General features: G+C 65.0%; 15 protein-coding genes. 7 read left to right on the forward strand and 8 right to left on the reverse strand.

Annotated elements, in window-relative coordinates:
- Nucleotides 1-53: 53 nt before the first annotated feature.
- The 3 genes from ACVWY3_RS28715 to ACVWY3_RS28725 form a co-directional block, all read right to left on the reverse strand.
- The gene (locus ACVWY3_RS28715; protein ID WP_456841476.1) at nucleotides 54-1,247 is read right to left on the reverse strand and encodes an ABC transporter substrate-binding protein; all 1,194 of its coding nucleotides are present in this window, start codon (nucleotides 1,245-1,247) and stop codon (nucleotides 54-56) included.
- Between the two features lie 298 nt (nucleotides 1,248-1,545).
- Nucleotides 1,546-4,710: an efflux RND transporter permease subunit gene (locus ACVWY3_RS28720; RefSeq protein ID WP_456841477.1), complete on the reverse strand. Its 3,165-nt coding sequence runs from the start codon at nucleotides 4,708-4,710 to the stop codon at nucleotides 1,546-1,548.
- A complete protein-coding gene (locus tag ACVWY3_RS28725; protein ID WP_456841478.1) occupies nucleotides 4,707-5,912 on the reverse strand; it encodes an efflux RND transporter periplasmic adaptor subunit in 1,206 nt (401 codons plus the stop codon). Before ACVWY3_RS28725 ends, ACVWY3_RS28720 begins: the two co-directional genes overlap by 4 nt.
- Before the next feature lie 305 nt (nucleotides 5,913-6,217).
- Here ACVWY3_RS28725 and ACVWY3_RS28730 point away from each other — a divergent pair, with 305 nt between their 5' ends.
- From ACVWY3_RS28730 to ACVWY3_RS28760, 7 genes are all read left to right on the forward strand, one after another.
- A complete protein-coding gene (locus ACVWY3_RS28730; RefSeq protein ID WP_456841479.1) occupies nucleotides 6,218-7,372 on the forward strand; it encodes an iron-containing alcohol dehydrogenase in 1,155 nt (384 codons plus the stop codon).
- Between the two features lie 17 nt (nucleotides 7,373-7,389).
- A complete protein-coding gene (locus ACVWY3_RS28735) occupies nucleotides 7,390-8,940 on the forward strand; it encodes an AMP-binding protein (RefSeq protein WP_456841480.1) in 1,551 nt (516 codons plus the stop codon).
- Nucleotides 8,941-9,310: 370 nt separating this feature from the next.
- A complete protein-coding gene (locus ACVWY3_RS28740) occupies nucleotides 9,311-10,909 on the forward strand; it encodes an ABC transporter substrate-binding protein (RefSeq protein WP_456841481.1) in 1,599 nt (532 codons plus the stop codon).
- 36 nt (nucleotides 10,910-10,945) lie between these two features.
- Entirely contained in the window at nucleotides 10,946-11,893 is a 948-nt protein-coding gene (locus ACVWY3_RS28745) for an ABC transporter permease (RefSeq protein WP_456841482.1), read from the forward strand.
- Between the two features lie 9 nt (nucleotides 11,894-11,902).
- Nucleotides 11,903-12,796, forward strand: a complete 894-nt coding sequence (locus tag ACVWY3_RS28750; protein ID WP_456841483.1) for an ABC transporter permease — start codon at nucleotides 11,903-11,905, stop codon at nucleotides 12,794-12,796.
- Nucleotides 12,796-13,803 (forward strand): ABC transporter ATP-binding protein, encoded by a 1,008-nt coding sequence (locus ACVWY3_RS28755; protein ID WP_456841484.1) that lies wholly within the window; start codon nucleotides 12,796-12,798, stop codon nucleotides 13,801-13,803. The genes ACVWY3_RS28750 and ACVWY3_RS28755 overlap by 1 nt, the downstream gene beginning before the upstream one ends.
- On the forward strand, nucleotides 13,800-14,786 hold the full coding sequence (locus ACVWY3_RS28760; RefSeq protein WP_456841485.1) for an ABC transporter ATP-binding protein: 987 nt from the start codon (nucleotides 13,800-13,802) through the stop codon (nucleotides 14,784-14,786). Before ACVWY3_RS28755 ends, ACVWY3_RS28760 begins: the two co-directional genes overlap by 4 nt.
- A gap of 93 nt (nucleotides 14,787-14,879) precedes the next feature.
- On the opposite strand, the gene ACVWY3_RS28765 is transcribed toward ACVWY3_RS28760, so the two are convergent.
- From ACVWY3_RS28765 to ACVWY3_RS28785, 5 genes are all read right to left on the reverse strand, one after another.
- Nucleotides 14,880-16,853, reverse strand: a complete 1,974-nt coding sequence (locus tag ACVWY3_RS28765; RefSeq protein ID WP_456841486.1) for an acetyl/propionyl/methylcrotonyl-CoA carboxylase subunit alpha — start codon at nucleotides 16,851-16,853, stop codon at nucleotides 14,880-14,882.
- Nucleotides 16,850-18,466, reverse strand: a complete 1,617-nt coding sequence (locus tag ACVWY3_RS28770; RefSeq protein ID WP_456841487.1) for an acyl-CoA carboxylase subunit beta — start codon at nucleotides 18,464-18,466, stop codon at nucleotides 16,850-16,852. The genes ACVWY3_RS28765 and ACVWY3_RS28770 overlap by 4 nt, the downstream gene beginning before the upstream one ends.
- Before the next feature lie 100 nt (nucleotides 18,467-18,566).
- Nucleotides 18,567-19,433, reverse strand: coding sequence for a 3-keto-5-aminohexanoate cleavage protein (locus ACVWY3_RS28775; protein WP_456841488.1), 867 nt, complete (start codon nucleotides 19,431-19,433; stop codon nucleotides 18,567-18,569).
- Nucleotides 19,434-19,631: 198 nt separating this feature from the next.
- A complete protein-coding gene (locus tag ACVWY3_RS28780) occupies nucleotides 19,632-20,432 on the reverse strand; it encodes a helix-turn-helix domain-containing protein (protein ID WP_456841489.1) in 801 nt (266 codons plus the stop codon).
- A gap of 206 nt (nucleotides 20,433-20,638) precedes the next feature.
- A complete protein-coding gene (locus tag ACVWY3_RS28785; protein WP_456841490.1) occupies nucleotides 20,639-21,295 on the reverse strand; it encodes a glutathione S-transferase family protein in 657 nt (218 codons plus the stop codon).
- Between the last annotated feature and the right edge of the window lie 28 nt (nucleotides 21,296-21,323).

Here is a 21,323-nt window from a genome sequence, read left to right on the forward strand (position 1 = left end):
TCTCGAGATTCCGGGTTCGGCGCTGGCGCGCCGCCCCGGAATGACGCTACGCGTCACTTCGTCAACGGGCAGCCGCTGTCCTTGGCGGTGAAGAACGCCTTGTCGCCGGGGACGGTGGCGAGCAGCTTGTAATAGTCCCAGGGCTTCTTCGACTCCGAGGGCTTCTTGACCTCGAACAGATACATGTCGTGGACCATGCGGCCGTTCTCGAGCACCTTGCCGCCCTGCACGAAATCGTCGTTGACCGGCAGCTCCTTCAGCTTCTTGGAAACGGCCTCCGCATCCTTGGTGCCGGCGGCCTTGACCGCCTTGAGGTAGCTCAGCGTCGCCGAATAGGTGCCGGCGTGGATCATGCTCGGCATCCGCCCGGTACGCTTGAAGAAACGTTCGCCGAGATTGCGGGTCTTGTCGTTGAGATCCCAGTAATAGCCCTCGGTCAGCACCAGGCCTTGCGCGGCCTGGAGGCCGAGGCCGTTCACTTCGGCGAGCGTCATCAGGAGTCCGGCGAGCTTCTGGCCGCCCGAGACGATGCCGAACTCGGCCGCCTGCTTGATCGAGTTGGTGGTGTCGAGGCCGGCATTGGCGAGGCCGACGATCTTCGCCTTCGAGCTCTGCGCCTGGAGCAGGAAGGAGGAGAAGTCGGAGGAGTTGAGTGGCACGCGCACCGAGCCGACCACCTTGCCGCCATTGGCGGTGACGATCTCGCTGGTATCCTTCTCCAGCGCATAGCCGAAGGCGTAGTCCGCGGTGAGGAAGAACCAGGTGTCGCCGCCGGCCTTCGTCAGCGCACCGCCGGTGCCGACGCCGAGCGCGCGGGTGTCGTAGGCCCAGTGGAAGCCGTAGGGCTGGCAGGCATCGCCGGTGAGGCGCGAGGTCGCGGCACCGACGACGATGTCGACCTTCTTCTTTTCCTTGGAGAGCTCGTGGACCGCAAGCGCGACCGAGGAGGTCGTCAGCTCCGTGATCATGTCGACGTTCTCGACATCATACCAGCGCCGTGCGATCGAGGTCGCAAGGTCAGGCTTGTTCTGGTGGTCGGCGGTGACGAGCTCGATCTTCTGGCCCAAAACCTCGCCGCCAAAATCCTCGATCGCCATCTTGGCGGCCTCGACCGACCACTTGCCGCCGTAATCGGCATAGACGCCGGACTGATCGTTGAGGATGCCGATCTTGACGCCTTGCGCGGAGGCCGGCGCCGCCAGCAACAGGGCCGACATTGCGACGGCGGTCAAAAGGGCTGATTTCATGAGTTAGCTCCCAGCAGTGTTCTGTTTTTGAAATCGCGCGGATAGTAGTGAAGAACCGCTGCCCTGCCCACCCATTTCATGTTGGTCGTTAGTATGGAGGGAGCGCGCGCACCAAACAAACGGAGTCGCCCCGGACAAGCGCAGCGCAGATCCGGGACTCATAACCACAGGCAGCGGTTCGGCCAAGACTCGGAGTTACCAGCCTCACGCCACAACCTCTCGCCGGGATTATGGGTCCCCGCGTTCGCGAGGACGACACTGTAATTGTGGACCCACCAATGGCCCACACGGGCCATCGCTAAGCCACCACCTCCGGCTTCTTGTCGCGCCGCCCTTCGGCGAGGTTCCGCACCACCACATAGAAGATCGGCGTGAACAGCAGGCCGAACAGGGTGACGCCGATCATGCCGAAGAACACGGCGACGCCGACCGCCTGCCGCATCTCCGAGCCGGAGCCGGACGAGATCACCAGCGGCAAGACACCGAGGATGAAGGCGAAGGACGTCATCAGGATCGGCCGCAGACGCAGACGGCAGGCCTCGATCACGGCCTCCAGCCGCGGCTTGCCCTCGAGCTCGATGTCGCGCGCGAATTCGACGATCAGGATCGCGTTTTTCGCCGCCAGCCCCACCAGCACGACGAAGCCGATCTGGGTGAGGATGTTGACGTCCTGACCCATGATGCGCACGCCGATGGTGGCAGCGAGCAGGCACATCGGCACGATCAGGATCACCGCGAACGGCAAGGTCCAGCTGCCATATTGCGCGGCGAGCACGAGGTAGACGAACAGCACGCAGATCGGGAACACGTAGAGGCCGGCATTGCCGCCGGTGACCTGCTGATAGGATAGATCGGTCCACTCGAAGGTGAAGCCGCTCGGCAAGGTGTCGTCGGCGAGCTTCTTGATCGCGTTGAGCGCGGTGGTCGAGCTCGTCCCGGGCGCCGGCTCGCCCTGCAATTCGGACGCCGCATAGAGATTGTAACGCGCGACGCGGTCGGGTCCCGAGACATCCCTGAAGTCGACAACGCTGCCGAGCATCACCATGTCGCCTGAGGCGTTGCGCGTCCGCAGGCGCGCAAGATCAGCGGGCTCTTTCCGGAACGGGAAATCAGCCTGTGCGGTGACGTGATAGGTCCGGCCGAACAGGTTGAAGTCGTTGACATAGGTCGACCCGAAATAGGTCTGGATGGTGTCGTTGATGTTCGCGATGGGCACGCCGAGCTTCTGCGCCTTGGTGCGGTCGATGTCGACGAACAGCTGCGGCGTATTGGCCGAGAACGGCGAGAACACCGAGGCGCCGAGCAGCGCGGGCGACTTGCGCGCGGCGGCGACGAGTTCATCGGTTGCGGACGCCAGCAGCTCAGGCCCGCGGCCCTGCCGATCCTGGATGCGAATGGTGAAGCCACCGCCGGTGCCGATGCCGGGCACCGCCGGCGGCGGAATCACGATGATAAAGGCGCCCTGGATCGCAGCGAGGCGCTTGCGCAGCTCGGCCGTGATGGCGTTTGCCGTCAGGCCCTTCTTCAGCCGCACCTCGGGCTCTTCGAACACCGGGAACAGCGCGGCAGCATTGCCGGCCTGTGTGCGCGTGGCGCCTGAGAAGCCGGCGAAGGCAGCGACGCGGATGATGCCCGGCGTATCCAGCGAGATCCGCTCGATCTCGCGCACGATTTCGGTGGTGCGCGCGAGCGACGCCGCGCCCGGCAATTGCACGGAAATGATGACGTAGCCGCGGTCCTGCGCAGGGATGAAGCCCTGCGACGTGGTCCCGATCAGCCAGCCGGCGCTGCCGATGAGCACGACATAGACCAGCAGCATCACCACCGAATGCCGGATCACGAAATTTGCGAGCCCGGCATAGCCATGCGACAGCCGGTCGAACAGGCGGTTGAACACACCGGTAAAGGCGCCCCACGCGCGGGCGATGACATTCCAGGCGGCCGGCGGCCGCTTCTCCTCGTGCGGCACCAGGATCTGCGAGGCCAGCGCAGGGGACAAGGTCAGCGAGCAGAAGCAGGAGATCGCGGTCGCGACCGCGATGGTGACGGCAAATTGCTGGAAGAACTGTCCGGAAATGCCGCCCAGGAACGCAGTCGGCACGAACACCGCGCAGAGCACCAGCGCAATCGAGACCAGCGCGCCGCCGACCTCCTCCATGGTCTTCAGTGCGGCATCGCGCCGGCTGAGGCCGTGCTCGAGATGCCGCTCGACGTTCTCGACCACCACGATGGCGTCGTCGACCACGATGCCGACGGCGAGCACGAGCCCGAACAGCGTGAGATTGTTGATGGAGAAGCCGAGCGCCGCCATCACCGCAAAGGTGCCGACCAGCGACACGGGAATCGCGATGATCGGGATGATCGCGGGCCGCCAGCCCTGCAGGAACACCAGCACGACGACCACCACGAGCAGCATGGCCTCATAGATGGTCTTGATCAGCTCGTGGACGGATTGAGCGATGAACTCGGTCGGGTTGTAGCCGATGTTGAAGTCGAGGCCCTTCGGGAAGCTTTGCTTGAGCTTCGTCATGGTGTCGGAGATGTTTTTCGCCGTCGCGAGCGCGTTCGACCCCGGCCGCTGCGTCACCAGCATCGCGACCGCGGATTTGCGCAGCAGGAAGCTGTTGGTCGAATAGGCCAGCGCACCGAGCTCGATGCGGGCGACGTCGCGCAGGCGCACCGTACGGCCGTCGGAGCCTGCCTTGATCAGGATATCCTCGAACTGCTTCTGGTCCTTCAATCGCCCGGTGAAGACGAGGTTCGGCTGGAAGGCGCGGTCGGCGATCGGCGGTTCGGCAATCTGTCCGCCGGCGATCTGGACGTTCTGGGCGCGGATCGCGGCCAGCACCTCGGTCGAGGTCAGGCCGAGATTGGCGATGCGGTCAGGATCGAGCCAGAGCCGCATCGAATAGTCGCGCGCACCAAAGATCTGGATGTCGCCGACGCCGTCGATGCGCAGCAGCTGGTCACGGACCTGGAGCAGCGCGTAATTGGAGATATAGAGCTGGTCGAACGTGTCGTCCGGCGACAGCATGAACACGACCATCAGGATGTCGGGCGAGTTCTTGCGCGTGGTGACGCCGTTGCGCTGGACTTCTTCAGGAAGCCGCGGCTGCGCGATCGCGACGCGGTTCTGCACCAGCACCTGGGCCTTGTCGAGATCGGTACCAAGCTTGAAGGTGACGGTGATGGTGAGCTGGCCGTTCGAGGTCGCTTGGCTGTAGAGATACAGCATGTCCTCGACGCCGTTGATCTCCTGCTCGATGGGGGCTGCGACCGTGTCGGACACGGTCTGCGCGGAGGCGCCGGGATATTGGGTGGTGACGACCACGGTCGGCGGCACCACTTGCGGATATTCGGAGACCGGCAGCGTGGTGTAGGCGAGCGCGCCGACGATCAACAGCACGATCGACAGCACCATCGCGAGGATGGGCTGGTTGATGGAGAGACGGCCAAGATTCATGACTTGCCACCGGCCGGGGCTTGAGCAGTCTGCGGGGCGACCTTGGCGCCGACACGGGCGCGCTGAATGCCGTTGACGATGACGCGATCGTCAGCCTTCAGCCCTTCGCGGATCACGCGCAGGCCATCGTCAAGCGGACCGAGCACCACGGGCCGCGCCTCGACGGTGTCATCGGGCTTGACCACGAACACGATCTTGCGGGACTGGTCGGTCGCGACGGCGGCGTCCGGAATCAGCAGCGCTTCATACGGTGCGCTGCCGATCAGGCGGACGCGGCCGAACTGGCCGGGCAGGATCGACAGATCCGTGTTCTTGACCACCGCGCGGCTGCGCAGCGTGCCGGTGGAGACATCGAGGCGGTTGTCGAGGAAGTTGATGGAGCCGTCGTGCGACGGCTTGGTCTCGCCGGCGAGCGTCACCTGCACCGGGTTCGCGGTGTCGCGCGAGCTCGGGCGCTTACCCTCGAACCACAGCTTGCTGTATTTGATGAAGGTCGCTTCATCCATGTCGAAATAGACGTAGATCGGATCGAGCGTGACGATCGAGGTCAGCAGCGTCGAGGCGCCATTGTCGCTGCCCTGCACGAGATTGCCGGGGCTGACGAGATGGCGGCTGGCCCGGCCGGTGATCGGCGCGGTCACATGGGTGAACTCGATGTTGAGCCGGGCGGCCTTCAGCGCGCCTTCGGCCTGGGTCTCCGCGGCGTGCGCGGCCTGCAAGGCCTGGCGGCGCTGGTCGACAACCTGCTCGGAGACCGCGCTGGTCTGAACCAGGTTCAGGCCGCGGTCGAGCTCGCGCTTGGCCAGTTCCACCTTGGCGCGCGCATCGGACAGCTGGCCGTCGGCCTGCTCGGCCACGGCCTCGAACGGACGCGGATCGATCACGTAGAGCAGATCGCCCTGATGCACGATGGCGCCGTCCTGGAATTCGACCGAGTTGACGAAGCCGCCGACACGCGGGCGCACCTGCACCTCTTCGACCGCCTCGAAGCGGCCGGTGAACTCGTCCCAATCGGTGACGGTGCGCTTGACCGGCTGGGCGACGGTCACTGGTGCGGGCGGCGGCGCAGACGCTTGCGAGGCGGGCTGGCCGCAGCTGGCGAGCGCGAAGCAAGCAGCGACAAGGCCGGCGATGGCGTACGGCCGCGGCTGAACGAAATCGTGCTTTTTGACAATTGGCTCGCTTCCGTCCGGTCCAGTCATCCCAGGTCCTCGCATCAAAGCCGCGGAAAAAAGCAGGTTCGCGCCTGCTCGCGGGCGACACAAGATGGGCGGCAATAATGAACTCTTCAAGACCAATGCGCGTGCAATAGTGCAACGCATGGCCTGACCGGATGGCGGGTTGACAGGGAGTGAGATGGGCGTGGCGGCGACCTTCCTTCGCCTCTCCCCTCTCCCGCAGGCGGGGAGAGGGAGAAGAGCGGCCAGCGTCTTCGCACATGACGAAGCGCGGGCGCTCGGCTAGACTTCCCTTTGCAAAAAAGACGAATTGTCCGGGGAGGACAGGCGTGCACCAGGGACGTGTCGTTTATGGCGCGATCGAGGAGGTCGTGTTCGGCCATCCCGCGGCTGAAGCCATCGTCGCGCAGATGGACCGGCTCGGGACGCGCCGCGCCTTCCTGATGGTCTCGGGGACACTGAACCGGCAGACCGACGAGATTGCCAAGATCAGGGACGCGCTCGGCGAACGCTGCGCCGGCCTGTTCGACGCCATGCCGGCGCACACGCCGCGCGAGGCGGTGATCGCGGCGACAAACGCGGCGCGCGAGGTGGGCGCCGACCTCATCGTCACGGCGGGCGGCGGCTCGATCACCGACGGCGCCAAGGCGGTGCAGCTCTGCCTTGCCAATGGCATCAGCGATATCGACGGCATCGACCGCATCCGGGTGCACAGGGGTATCGCGCCTAAGATGACGCCGCCGAGCGTGCGCCAGGTCAGCGTGCCGACCACGATCGCCGGCGGCGAGTTCAGCTCCATCGCCGGCGTCACCGACCGCGCCGCGCATGTGAAGCAAATGCTGCGGCATCCGCTCACGGTGCCGCGCGCGACCATCCTCGATCCCGCCATCACCGTGCACACGCCGGAATGGCTGTTCCTGTCCACCGGCATCCGCGCCGTCGATCATTGCGTGGAAGCGATCTGCTCGCGCGAGACGCATCCCTATGCCGACGCGCAATCGGTCAAGGGACTTGCCATGCTCGCCGACGCGCTGCCGCGGGTGAAGGCTGATCCTGGCGATCTCGACGCGCGGATGGATGCCCAGATCGGCACCTGGCTGTCGATGGGTGCGCTGGCGGCCGGGGTGCCGATGGGCGCGAGCCATGGCATCGGCTATGTGCTGGGCGCGGCGTTCGACGTGCCGCACGGCTACACCTCCTGCATCATGCTGCCGGCGGTGATGCGCTGGAACGCGCGCGACAACGCCGAGCGCCAGATGATCGTCGCAGCCGCGATGGGCTTTCCCGGCCACAACGCCGCCGACGTCCTCGATGCGTTCATCCGCTCGCTCGGCATGCCGCGCAGCCTCGCCGAAATGCGCGTCACGCCGGAGCATTTCGACGCTATCGCCGAACAGGCGATGCGCACCAACTGGATCCCGCGCAACCCGCGCAGGATCGAGGGCCCCGACGACATCAGAGAAATCCTGCTTCTCGCCGCATGATCCAAGCCGGAGGATAGATGTACACAGGTCATCACGCCCGGCTCCGCCCGCTGCAGCCCGCCTTCATCATGGCCGCGACAGGCGAGGCCGTCACCTATCGCGAGCTGGAGGCGCGCAGTAACCGCCTGGCGCATCTGTTCCGCAGGCACGGCTTGAAGCGGCTCGACCACTATTCGATCTTCATGGAAAACAATGCGCGCTATCTCGAAGCCTGCGGCGCGGGCGAGCGCTCCGGTCTCTACTACACCTGCATCAACTCGTTCCTGACGCCGGGCGAACTCGCCTATCTCCTCGTCAACAGCCAGTCGAAAATCCTGATCACCTCCAGGGCGAAGCTGGACATCGCGCGCGAGGCCATCAACGCTTGCCCTGATGTGAAGCTCTGCATCGTCGCCGACGGTCCCGGCGAGAGCGAGCGCATCGTTGGGCTTAAGGACGTTACCGCCGATCTGCCGGCAACGCCGATCGCGGATGAGTGGCTCGGCACCGCGATGCTCTACTCCTCCGGCACGACCGGACGGCCGAAAGGCATTTTGCGACCGCTGCCGGAGGAGCCGCCGAAGCACAATCTGCCGCTGTTCGATTTCCTGACGAAACTCTGGCACTACCGCGAGGGCATGGTCTATTTGTCGCCAGCCCCGCTCTATCACTCGGCGCCGCAGGCTGCGGTGAACCTCACGATCCGCATCGGCGGCACCGTGATCATCATGGAGACGTTCGATCCCGAGCGCTATCTCGAACTGGTGCAGCAATGGGGGATCACCCACACTCAATTGGTGCCGACGATGTTTTCGCGGATGCTGAAGCTGCCGGAAGAGGTGCGCAAGCGTTACGACCTCTCCTCGCTGGAGATCGCGATCCATGCCGCCGCGCCCTGCCCGCCGCAGGTCAAGGACGACATGATCAGATGGTGGGGACCGATCATCCACGAATATTACGGCGCGACCGAAGGCCTCGGCTTCACCGCCTGCAACAGTGAGGAATGGCTGGCGCATCGCGGCACCGTCGGCAAGGTGCTGCTCGGCGATCTGCATATTCTCGACGAGAACATGCAGGAGTGCCCGACCGGCACGCCTGGACAAGTATGGTTCAAGACGGCATCGCCGTTCGAATATTTCAACGATCCGGAGAAGACCAGGGAGGCGCGCTCGCCGGACGGCAGCATGAGCACGGTCGGCGACGTCGGCTATGTCGACGAGGACCGCTTCCTGTACCTGACTGACCGCGCCACCTTCATGATCATCTCGGGCGGGGTGAACATCTATCCGCAGGAATGCGAGAATCTCTTGATCACCCATCCCAAGGTCGCCGATGCCGCCGTGTTCGGCGTGCCCAATGCCGATCTCGGCGAGGAGGTGAAGGCGGTGGTGCAGCCGATGCCGGGCGTGGTGCCGGGACCGGCGCTTGCCGAGGAGCTGATCGCGTTCTGCGGCCAGTCGTTGTCGCGGCAGAAGGTGCCACGCTCGGTCGATTTCGAGAAGGAGCTGCCGCGGCTGCCGACGGGCAAGCTGTACAAGCGGCTGTTGCGGGACCGGTATTGGGGGAACAAGACGTCAAGGATCGTGTGAAATGCGCTTCGCTTCGCCCCGCGTGCGGGGAGGCCGGAATGCGCGCGGAACGCGCGGATTCCGGGTGAGGGGGGACTCTCTGCGAATCCAACTCTCATCGCCCCTGCGGAAACTCCCCCTCACCCCAACCCTCTGCCCGCAAGCGGACGAGGGAGCGCACCTTCGCTGCGGCTCCAGCACCGCATGACACGATGCCCGTTCGCACCTGCACTCTCACATGATGAGAGTGTGAAGCCCCTGCGGCCTTCCGTCATCCGAATTGTCGAGGCGGCAAGCGGCCTTACGGGTTGCCTCGTTTTATGCGCGTCGCTATCGTCCTGACAAACAGGCCCAAAAGGCCCAAAAGAACTAATGTCCAGGGAGGACGAGGATGCGGAGCGTGCGGGCGCTTGCCGCGACGGCGGCGCTATCTTGGCTGGCGTTTTCGACCATTGCAGTCGCCGGCGAGCCCAAACAGGGCGGAATCCTGCGGATGTATCACCGCGACAGCCCTGGCAACGCCTCCATCCATGAAGGCGCGACCTATTCGCTCAATGTTCCCTTCATGCCCGTGTTCAACAACCTCGTCATCTACAAGCAGGACGAGCCCCAGAACAGGATGGATAACATCGTGCCCGAGCTCGCGGAGAGCTGGGCCTGGGTGAACGACAACAAGACATTGACCTTCAAGCTGCGCCAGGGCGTGAAATGGCATGACGGCAAGCCATTCAGCTCGGCCGACGTCAAATGCACCTTCGACATGCTGATGGGCAAGGCGCAGCAGAAGTTCCGCCAGAATCCACGCAAGAGCTGGTACGAGCAGGTCAACGATGTCTCGACCAATGGCGATTTCGAGGTCTCCTTCAACCTGAAGCGGCCGCAGCCTTCACTGCTGGCGCTGCTCGCCTCGGGCTACACGCCGGTCTATCCCTGCCACGTCTCGCCCGGCGACATGCGCACGCATCCGATCGGCACCGGCCCGTTCAAGTTCGTCGAGTTCAAGGCCAATGAATCGATCAAGCTGACGCGCAACACCGATTATTGGCGCAAGGGCCGGCCCTATCTCGACGGCATCGAGTTCACCATCATCCCGAACCGCTCGACCGCCATCCTCGCCTTCGTCGCCGGCAAGTTCGACATGACGTTCCCGACCGAGGTCAGCATTCCGCTGCTCAAGGACGTCAAATCGCAGGATCCGAGCGCGGTGTGCGTCGTCGAGCCCAACAATGTCGCCACCAACATCATCGTCAACTCGACCGCCGCGCCGTTCGACAATGCCGACATCCGCAAGGCGATGGCGCTGGCGCTCGACCGCAAGGCCTTCATCAACATCATGTTCGAGGGTCAGGGCGACATCGGCGGCACCATGGAACCTGCGCCGGCGGGGCTTTGGGCGATGCCGAAGGAGATGCTGGAGAGCATTCCCGGTTACGGCCCCGACGTGAACGCCAATCGTGAGCAAGCCAGAAAGCTGATGCAAAAGGCCGGTTACGGACCGGACAAGCATCTCGCGGTGAAGATCTCGACCCGCAACATCCCGGTCTACCGCGATCCCGCAGTGATCCTGATCGACCAACTCAAGAGCATCTATATCGACGGCGAGCTCGACGTGGTCGAAACCGCGAACTGGTTCCCGAAGGTCGCGCGCAAGGACTACATGCTGGGCCTGAACCTCACCGGCAATGCCGTCGACGACCCGGACCAGTCCTTCTACGAGAACTATTCCTGCGGCTCGGAGCGGAACTACACCAATTATTGCAACAAGGAGATCGAGAAGCTGTTCGACGTGCAGTCGCAGGAGACCGATATCACCAAGCGCAAGAAGCTGGTGTGGGAGATCGACAAGAAGTTGCAGGAGGACGTCGCCCGCCCGATCATCTTCCACGCGCGCACCGGCACGTGCTGGAAGCCCTACGTCAAGGGCGTGACGGTAATGTCGAACAGCTCCTATAATGGATACCGCTACGAAGACGTGTGGATGGACAAGTAGCGGCGGGCGGCTGACGGGTTCGGCAGGAGGCGATGCATGTTTGCCTATCTGGTGCGGCGCCTGTTCCTGATGCTCGTAACCCTGTTCGGGATCTCGGTCGTCATCTTCTTCCTGCTGCGGATCGTGCCCGGCAACATCGTCGACATCCTGTTCGCCGCCGCCGGCTATGTCGATCCCGCCGACAAGGCCAATCTGGAGAAGGAGCTCGGCATCGACCAACCGCTGGTCGTGCAGTATTGGCATTGGATCAGCGGATTCCTGCGCGGCGACTTTGGCTACTCCTACGTCTCCGAGAAGCCGGCTCTCCAGGAGATATTGCCACGGATTCCGATCACCGCGCGGCTCGCCGGCCTTGCGCTGTTGTTCTCGGCATCGATCGGCGTCCCGCTCGGCGTCATCAGCGCGGTGAAGCAGGGCACGCGGCTCGACTACGCCTTGCGCGTCGTCAGCCTCAGCGGCCTGTCACTGCCCTCGTTCTGGCTTGGCCTTCTCATTCTCACCGCGTCGGTGGCGATGTTCGGCCAAATGCCGATCTTCAATCCCAATCCGCAGACCTGGCTCGAGGCGTTCGCGACCTACGCCGTGCCGGCCGCCGCCGTCGGATTTCGCAGCGCGGCGCTGACCATGCGCATCACGCGGTCTTCCATGCTGGAGGTGCTGCGGCAGGACTATATCCGCACCGCGCGCGCCAAGGGCGCCTCCGACGCCGCCGTGAACTATCACCATGCGCTGAAGAACGCGATTCTGCCCGTCATCACCGTGATCGGCATCGAAGCGGCGTTCCTGATCGGCGGCCTGATCGTCACCGAGACCGTGTTCAATATCCCCGGCGTCGCGCGTTTCCTGGTCGAGGCGATCCGCTGGCGCGATTATCCGATCGTGCAGAACCTCGTGATGTTCATCGCTGTCGTCGTCGTGTTCGCCAACTTCACCGTCGACATGCTCTACGCGGTGTTCGATCCGCGGATCAGGTACACGGATTAGGAGAGCTGTTTGGCCGCGATCGACTATGACGTTGAGCTGAGACGCGCCGGGGCGCATGCGACCGCGGGCTGGCGGCGCGTGCTGTTCATGGCGCAGCGGCACGTGCTGGGCGCGGCCGGGCTCGTCATCATGACGGTGTTCGTGCTGACCGCGATCTTCGCCGACTTCATCGCGCGCTACGATCCCCTAACGGTCGACGCCGCGCGCGCGCTGGCGCGGCCGAGCTGGGCGCACTGGATGGGGACGGATTCGTTCGGCCGCGACGTGTTCAGCCGCATCATCCATGGCGCGCGGATCTCGCTCGCGGTCGGCATCGGCTCGACCGCGCTCGGCGGCACCATCGGCGTCGTCGTCGGCCTCACCTCCGGCTATCTCTCCGGCTGGGTCGATCTCGTGTTCCAGCGCGTTTCCGACGTCCTTCAGGCGCTGCCGCTGCTGGTGCTCGCCTTGATCATGACGGCGGCGCTCGGCCCGTCGCTACCGAACGTCATCATCGCCATCGCCATTCCGCTGATCCCGACCGTGTCGCGCGTCATCCGCGCCAACACGCTGGCGCTGCGCGAGCAGCCCTTCGTCGAAGCCGCCAAATCGATCGGCATGAGCGAGGTGCGCATCGCGCTGCGCCACGTGCTGCCGAACACGCTGGCGCCGCTGATCGTGCTCGCCACCGCCCAGCTCGGCTCGACCATTCTCACCGAGGCTTCCCTCTCCTTCCTCGGCCTCGGCATTCCCGAGCCTTATCCGTCATGGGGCCGCATGCTCTCCGAGTCCGCCGCCGAATATGTCCGCACCGCGCCGTGGCTGGTGATCTTCCCAGGCATCGCGATCAGCCTCGCCGTCTTCGGCGCTAATTTGTTCGGTGACGCCCTGCGCGACATCCTCGATCCCCGGCAGCGCGGCTGATGGCGAAAGAATCCGACCTTGTGCTCGATGTGAGGAACCTGAGGACGGTGTTCTTCACCAATTCGGGTCTCTTCAAGGCCGTCGACGACGTCTCCTTCACGGTGAAGCGCGGCGAGACGCTGGCGATCGTCGGCGAATCCGGCTGCGGCAAGAGCGTCACCGCGTTGTCCCTGATGCGGCTGGTGCCAGATCCGCCCGGCCGCATCGTCGGCGGCTCCGTCTCGCTGGAGGGCACCGATCTGCTGGCACTGGACGAAGCCGAGATGCGCAAGATCCGCGGAAATCGCATCTCCATGATCTTCCAGGAGCCGATGACCTCGCTCAATCCGGTGATGCGGATCGGTGACCAGATCGCCGAAGCGGTGCGGCTGCACCGGAACATCACGGCCAAGGAGGCCCAGAACATCGCGGTCGAGATGCTGCGGCTGGTGCGCATCCCCGAGCCGGAGCGGCGGGCGAAGGAGTATCCGCACCAGCTCTCCGGCGGCATGCGTCAGCGCGCGATGATCGCGATGGCGCTGGCCTGCCGGCCGGCCCTGCTGATCGCGGACGAGCCGACCACCGCGCTCGACGTCACCATACAGGCGCAGATCCTTGCCCTGATCCTCGACCTCCAGAAGGAGCTCGGCACCGGGCTCGTGCTGATCACGCACGATCTCGGCGTCGTCGCGCAGACCGCGCAGCGCGTGATCGTGATGTATGCGGGCAGGAAGGTCGAGGAAGCCAGTGTCGAAGCGCTGTTCGCCGCACCGAAGCATCCCTATACGCGCGGGCTGATGGCCTCGATCCCGGCCGTACCCGCATCCGGCGTCGCCGCGCAGGCGCGGCTGAACGAGATTCCCGGCACGGTGCCGTCGCTGGTCCGGTTGCCGAAAGGCTGCGCCTTCGCGCCGCGCTGCAAGCTCGCGATCAAGCGCTGCGAAGCCGAACATCCGCCGCTGGCGGACTGGGGCGGCGGCCATCTCGCGGCGTGCTGGCGCGCGGCTGAAGTTGCGGAGGTGGCATGAGCCGGGCTTTGCTCGAGGTCACCGACCTCAAGAAATATTATCCGGTGCGCGCCGGGGTGCTGCGCCGGCAGGTGGGCACCGTACACTCGGTCGACGGCGTCTCGTTCTCGCTTGGCGCCGGCGAGACGCTCGGCCTCGTCGGCGAATCCGGCTGCGGCAAGTCGACGGTGGCGCGCAGCGTGCTGCGGCTGGTCGAGCCGACCTCGGGCCAGATCCGTCTCGAAGGCGAGGACATCACGCATCTGTCCAAGACCGCGCTGCGCCAGCATCGCCGTTCGATGCAGATCGTGTTCCAGGACCCCTTTGCCTCGCTCAATCCGCGCATGACCGCGGGCGACATCGTCGGCGAGCCGCTCGCCGTGCACGGCCTCGCGAGCGGCAAGGCGCTGGAGGCGCGCGTCGCAAAACTGTTCGAGCAGGTGGGCCTGCGGCCGGACCAAATGCGCAATTTCCCGCACCAATTCTCCGGCGGCCAGCGCCAGCGCATCTGCATCGCGCGGGCACTCGCGCTCGAGCCGCGGCTGATCGTCTGCGACGAGCCGGTCTCCGCGCTCGACGTCTCGATCCAGGCGCAGGTGATCAACCTGTTGATCGACCTGCAACGCCAGCACGGCTTCTCCTATCTCTTCATCGCGCACGACCTCGCCGTGGTCGCCCATATCAGCCACCGCGTCGCGGTGATGTATCTCGGCCGCATCGTCGAGATCGCCGGCAAGGACGAGCTGTTCAGGAATCCGCGCCATCCCTACACGCAGGCGCTGCTTGCTTCGGTGCCGATCGCCAATCCGCTCGCGAAGAGGCTCGCGCCGCTGGTCGATGGCGACGTGCCGAGCCCGGTCAATCCGCCGCCCGGCTGCGCGTTTCACACGCGCTGCCGGTTTGCGATGGAGCGGTGCAAGACCGAGCGGCCGGCGCTGATGGATGCGGGCGACGGACACCAGGTCGCGTGTCTACTCAATGAGGGGACCGGGCGGCCAGCGTAGGTCTCGTGTCCCCGCGAAAGCGGGGACCCAGTGCCGCTCGTATGCTCGAAGACATGGGTCCCGGCTCGCGCTTCGCGCGTCCGGGACACGAGGCTATGCCCCGATCTCCGCCACGATCCTGCCCGTGGTCACCTGCTCGCCCTCGGTGACGTCGATTGCCGAAACCACGCCGTCGATGCCGGCCTTGTGGACGTGCTCCATCTTCATCGCTTCCAGCGTCATCACCGGCTGGCCGGCGGTGACGCGGTCGCCCGGCTTGACCAGCACCGCGACGACGCGGCCATTCATGGCGGCGCGGACCCTTCCGTCGCCGCCGTTGCTCGCACTGGCCTTCGGTGCGGCGAGGGTGAGGTCGGTGACCGCGAGCGGAATGCCGCGGTGCTGAACGAACAGGCGATCGCCATCGCGCAGGAATTTTGCGCTATCCATCACGCCGTCATGGCGGAAGCGGATCGCGTCGGCATAGAGCTGGTCGATCTCGAACTTGTCCTGGCGACCTTCGGCGGCGACACTATAGCTGCCATCGCGCTCGCGCGTGATTTCGAGGTCATGCGCCTGGCCGGCGATCTCGATTTTTGCCGGCAGCGGGAACGGCGCCGCGAGGCTTCGCCCGCTTTGCCACGACGGCGCCCGCGGATTGGTGACGTAGAGCAGCAGGCCCGCGAGCCCGGTATCGAATGCGGCGTTCGAGCGTGGTGCCAGCAGCTCGCCCCGATGCGCGCCGATGAACGCCGTCGTCGCCTCGCCCTTGACGAAGCCGGGATGACGCAGGCACGACATCAGGAAGGCCTGGTTGGTGGTCACGCCGAACGCCGTGAGTTGCTCGAGGCCAACGATCAGCCGCCCCCTCGCCTCCTCGCGCGTCGCGCCGTGGCCAATGATCTTGGCGATCATGGAATCGTAGAACGGCGGGATCTCCGAACCCGATTGCAGCGCGTGCTCGAAACGGACGCCGTCAGGCACCTGCCAGCGCGCCATGCGGCCGGACTGCGGCATGAAATCATGCGCGGCATCTTCCGAGCACAGCCGCACCTCGATGGCGTGGCCTGTGAAGCGGATGTCCTGCTGTTTCACCGGCAGCGCCTCGCCGCGCGCGATGCGCAGCTGCAGCTCGACGAGATCGAGCCCGGTGATCGCCTCGGTGACGGGATGCTCGACCTGGAGGCGCGTGTTCATCTCCATAAAGTAGAACGCGCCGCTGGCATCGAGCAGGAATTCCAGGGTGCCCGCCCCCTCATAGCGCAGTGCTTTCACTGCGGCGACCGCAACCTCGCCCATTTTCGCGCGCAGCTCGGGCGTCACCGCTGGCGACGGCGCCTCCTCGATCAGCTTCTGGTGGCGCCGCTGTACCGAGCAATCGCGCTCGCCGAGATGAATGGCGTTGCCATGGCTGTCGCCGAACACCTGGATCTCGATGTGGCGCGGATTCTGGATCGCACGTTCGAGAATAACGGTGGGATCACCGAACGCGGCCTTCGCTTCGGAACGCGCGCTGCGTAGCGCATCGGGGAAAGACGCGGCATCGGTCACAAGTCGCATGCCACGTCCGCCGCCGCCGGCGACGGCCTTGATCATGACGGGGAAGCCGATCCTTTTGGCCTCCGCGAACATGATCTCGTCGCCCTGCTCCGTGCCCTGATAGCCGGGCACGATGGGCACGCCAGCCTTCTTCATGATCTCCTTGGCGCCGGCCTTATTGCCCATCGCCTCGATCGCCTGGGGCGACGGGCCGATGAAGACGAGGCCTGCATCCTTGCAGGCTCGCGCGAAATCTTCGTTCTCGGCGAGGAAGCCATAGCCGGGATGGACGGCATCGGCGCCACTCGCCCTGGCGGCCGCGATGATCGCGGGGATGTTGAGATAGGATTGCGCCGGCAAGGCTTCGCCAATGCGCACGGCCTGGTCGGCCTGACGCACATGGAGCGCGTCACGATCGGCATCCGAATAGACCGCGACGACGCCGAGGCCCAGCCGTCGCGCGCTACGCATCACGCGCAGTGCGATCTCGCCGCGATTGGCGACCAGAACCCTATGGAACGGGCGGTGCTGCACTGATCCGTTCCTCATGGGCGGGCCACCGAGAACTGCATGCGCTGGGGCGTCCGCCGATCGCCCTCGCGGCAGATCGCGAGCACTTCGGACAGCACCGCGCGGGTGTCGCGCGGATCGATCACGCCGTCGTCGAGCACGCGGGCGCTGGTCGAGAACACGTCCATCTGGCCGTCGAACACGCCGACGATGTGCGCCTTCATGGCCTCCAACTTGTCCTTCTCGATCGGCTTGCCGCGGCGGGCGGCAGCGGCTTCGGTCACGATCGCCATGGTCTCGGCGGCCTGCTCGCCGCCCATCACGGCGGTCTTGGCGTTCGGCCAGGAGAAGCAAAAGCGCGGATGGAAGCCGCGGCCGCACATGCCGTAATTGCCGGCGCCGAACGAGGCGCCGCAATAGATGGTGATCTGCGGCACCGTCGCCGAGGTCACCGCCTGGATCATCTTGGAGCCGTGCTTGATCATGCCGGCTTCTTCATAGGCCTTGCCGACCATGTAGCCCGTGGTGTTGTTGAGATAGAGCAGCGGCGTGCGGGTCTGGCAGCAGGCCTGGATGAAATGCGTCGCCTTGTTGGCGCCGGCGGGATCGAGCGGACCGTTGTTGGTGATGATGCCGATGGCCTGGCCCTCGATGCGGGCATGGCCGCAGACGGTGGCAGGGCCATAGTTCGGTGCCATCTCGGTGAAATCGGAATCGTCGATGATGCGCGCGATCACCTGCTTCATGTCCACAGGGCGCTTGTGGTCCATCGGCATAATGCCGAGCAGCTCGTCCTGGTCGTAGCGCGGCGGCTTGAACTCCGATGCGGCGCGGCCCGGCCGCTCCCATTCCAATGCCGCCATGATCTCGCGCGCGATGCGCAATGCATCGCGGTCGTCCTCGGCGAGATAATCGCCGAGGCCGGAGATTTGCGTGTGCATCTCGGCGCCCCCGAGCTCCTCCTCGGTCGCGATCTCGCCAGTTGCGGCCTTCAGGAGCGGCGGACCGGCGAGGAAGGCGCGGGTGCGGCCGCGGACCATGACGATGTAGTCGGACAGGCCCGTTTGATAGGCGCCACCCGCGGTGGAGGAGCCGTGCGTCACGGTGACGACCGGCAAGCCGGCGGCCGAGAGCCGCGCCAGATTGCGAAAGATGTTGCCGCCGCGGACAAAGTCCTCGACGCGGTAGCGCAGCAGGTTGGCGCCAGCGCTCTCGACGAGCTGCACATAAGGCAGCTTGTTCTCCAGCGCGAGCTCCTGCACCCGCAGTGTCTTGTCGAGGCCGTAGGGCTGCAGCGCACCGGCATCGATGCCTGAATCGCTGGCGCTGACCATGCAGCGGATGCCGGAGACGAAACCGATGCCGGCGATGACGCCGCCGCCCGGCACGCTCTTGGCCGCATCCGGCACGTCGAACATATAGCCGGCGAGGGTCGACAGCTCGATGAAGGGCGCGCCGGGATCGAGCACCAGCGCGACGCGCTCGCGCGGCAGCAATTGTCCACGCTTGTGGAAGCGATCTTTTGCGGCAGCGGACGCGGCGCGCGTGCGCTCTTCCAACGCGCGCATGCGGTCGATCAGCGCGAGCATGCCGTCGCGGTTGGCGTGGTAGGCGGCGCTGCCGGGGGAAATGGTGTTTTCGAGAATGGACATAATAGACCCTGATCGTCATTCCGGGGCACGCGCAGCGTGAACCCGGAATCTCGAGGTTCCGGGTTCGATGCTACGCATCGCCCCGGAACGACGGAGATGTTCAGCGATTCGTCCCAAAGATCTTCCGCGCCTCGGCCGGGCTCGCGATCTCGCGGCCGGCGCGGCGGGCACAGGCGGCGATGGCCTCGATCAGCTGGCCGTTCGACGTCACCTTCTTGCCGTCGGCGAGATAAAACGTGTCCTCGAGACCGGTGCGCAAATGGCCGCCGAGCTCGGCGCAGCGCTGATGCAGCGGCCAGATCTCCTCACGGCCGATCGCCGTGACCTGCCAATGCGCTTCGGGACGCTTCAGCTTGATCAGGATCGGTAGCAGCTCGGGATCAGCGGGCATGCCGGAGGCGACACCCATGACGAAATTATACTCGAGCGGGCCCTTGTACATGCCGACCTGGTGATACATGCCGACACAGCGGACGATGCCGACGTCGAAGCATTCGAACTCGGGGATGGTGCCGACTTCGTTCATAACGTCGAGATAGTCCTTCACCTTCTCGACCGCGTTGTCGAACATCATCGGCGGCCAGGCCCACGTGTTGTCAGCCTTGACCTTCAAATAATTCAGCGAGCCGGCGTTGCAGGCGGCGATCTCTGGCCTGGTCTGGCGGATGCAGTCGAGCGCACCAGAGTAGTTCGGCCCTGACACGCCCGAGGTGTGGTTGATGACGACACCCGGGCAGGCTTCGCGGATCGCCTGCTGGATCTCCTTGGAGACACTGACTTCCCACGACGGCAGATGCCCTTTATGCGGCGCCTGCTGGCGCAGATGGATGTGCATGATGGAGGCGCCGGCATCGAACGCAGCCTTGGCCTCGCGCGCCATCTGCTCGGGCGTCACGGGCACGTTGTGCTGCTTCGGGTCGGTGAGCACGCCGTTCAGCGCGCAGGTGATGACGGCCTTGTCGCTCATGCCAAAAATGTCTCGCACGTTGAGAATTCAACGTTTGCGATCATGTGATGCGGGGCATGAGGCTTCTTGCGCGGAGAAGCTAGCCAAAGACGAGCTGTCGTAGGGTGGGCAAAGGCGCTCTTGCGCCGTGCCCACCACATTTCCGCATTGAGAAAGATCGTGGGCACGCTTCGCTTTGCCCACCCTACGAGAGCCGTGCTAGCCCGCCTCCGCGAGCCGCACCGTCTCGGTGCTGCGATAGATCGCGAGATCACGCGAGCCGACGAAGATCGCACGCGGCTTCAATCCATAGAAACGACGGATCGAATGGCTGAAATGGGTGCTGTCGGGATAGCCGATATCCTGCGCGAGATGGGCGAGGTTGAGATCCTGGTTGGCGAAGTGCAAGAGATACCGCGCGCGTTTCCAGGCACGGAAGGAGCGGAACGAGATGCCGGTCTCTTCCTTGAACAGATGCAGGAAGCGCGAGGCAGAGAGGCCGGCTTCAGCCGCACATGTATCGGCCGTCACCGGCTCGCCGGAGAAACGCTCGATGCGGGCGACCGCGCGCATCACGCGCGGGTCCAGCACGCGGCGCGGCAGGGCCTCGCCAAAACACATCTCGTCGAATTCGGCGGTGGTGATGTCGCCGTAGCGGCGCTGGCGCAGCAGCGCGTACGCAGCCAGGATCTTGCGGGCATAGACCGCCCGGTCCGGCCCCATCAGCCGCTGGGCCAGCGCTTCCAGCACGCCATCGGGCATGCTCTCAGGCTCCAGCGTGACGCTGATTGCGGTGCGGTAGTCACTGGCGATCGAATGGCGCTGGTTCGGCAGCGTGACGAACAATTCGCCGGTGGCGAGAGCGTCGTCGATGGTCAGGTGGAGATTGCCCTTCACGGCCACATAGACATGGCAGCAGCCCGGAGTCCGCTTCCGGGGCCTGCCGAGCAGGCCGGCGTAAAAGACTCGCTCGGGCGTGATCAGCATCAGATGGTCGGATTCGCGACCGCTATAATCCATTGGGCATCCTCCTCGCACGGCTCTTTGGCCGCTGCGGACGGAGGTCACCTTAGCGGAAATTTGGGCGCTGTCACGACGGGATAGCGCTGTCATGAAAACATGCGCCGTCGTTCCGGGGCGGTCCCACCCGGTCCGCCAAAGCGCGGCAGATGTCGGCACGGCATTCCGCTTCGCGCTCTTTGCGCGGCCCGGAATGACAGCTTCCCTTACGCCCTCACGCGCGGCGCAACATTCTGCTCAAGGCCGGCCTTCTGCTCCGCAGCAACCGCGCGCTTGAAACCATCGCGCTGCTGCAGGCGCGCCCAATAGGCTGCGACATTTGGCCCGAAGTCCTTGGCGAGCCCGATATTGTCGGCGAGGCGGAGCGCATAACCGATGACAATGTCAGCGGCGGTGAAACGGCCCGCGCACAATGTTTCGGCATTGGCCGTCGCTGCCTCGACGGCGCGCAGCCTGCCCAGAAACCATTTGGCGTAATCGGTGGCGACCTGCGGAACGCGGCGCTCTTCCGGTTCGAGCTGGGTGTATCGGAGCACCAGCGTTTGCGGGAAGGTTAACGTGGCATCGCTAAAATACATCCAGTTCAGGAACGCGCCATAGGAGGGATCTTCGGAGCCGACCATCAGCGGCGTCGGGCCGTATTTGATGCCGAGGTAATGGCAGATGCCGGACGATTCGGTCATCCGCGTCTCGCCGTCGATCAGATAAGGGATGGTGCCGAGCGGATTGATGCCGAGATAGTCCTTGGCAAACACCCGCGGCGGGAACGGCAGCATCTTCAATTCATAGGGCAGCCCCATCTCCTCCAGCATCCAGAGCGGACGGAACGAGCGCGCGGCGTCGCAATGATAGAGCGTGACCATCAGGCGTTCCCCCTCAGAGCATGATCGG

The sequence above is a fragment of the Bradyrhizobium sp. USDA 4486 genome (assembly GCF_054057995.1).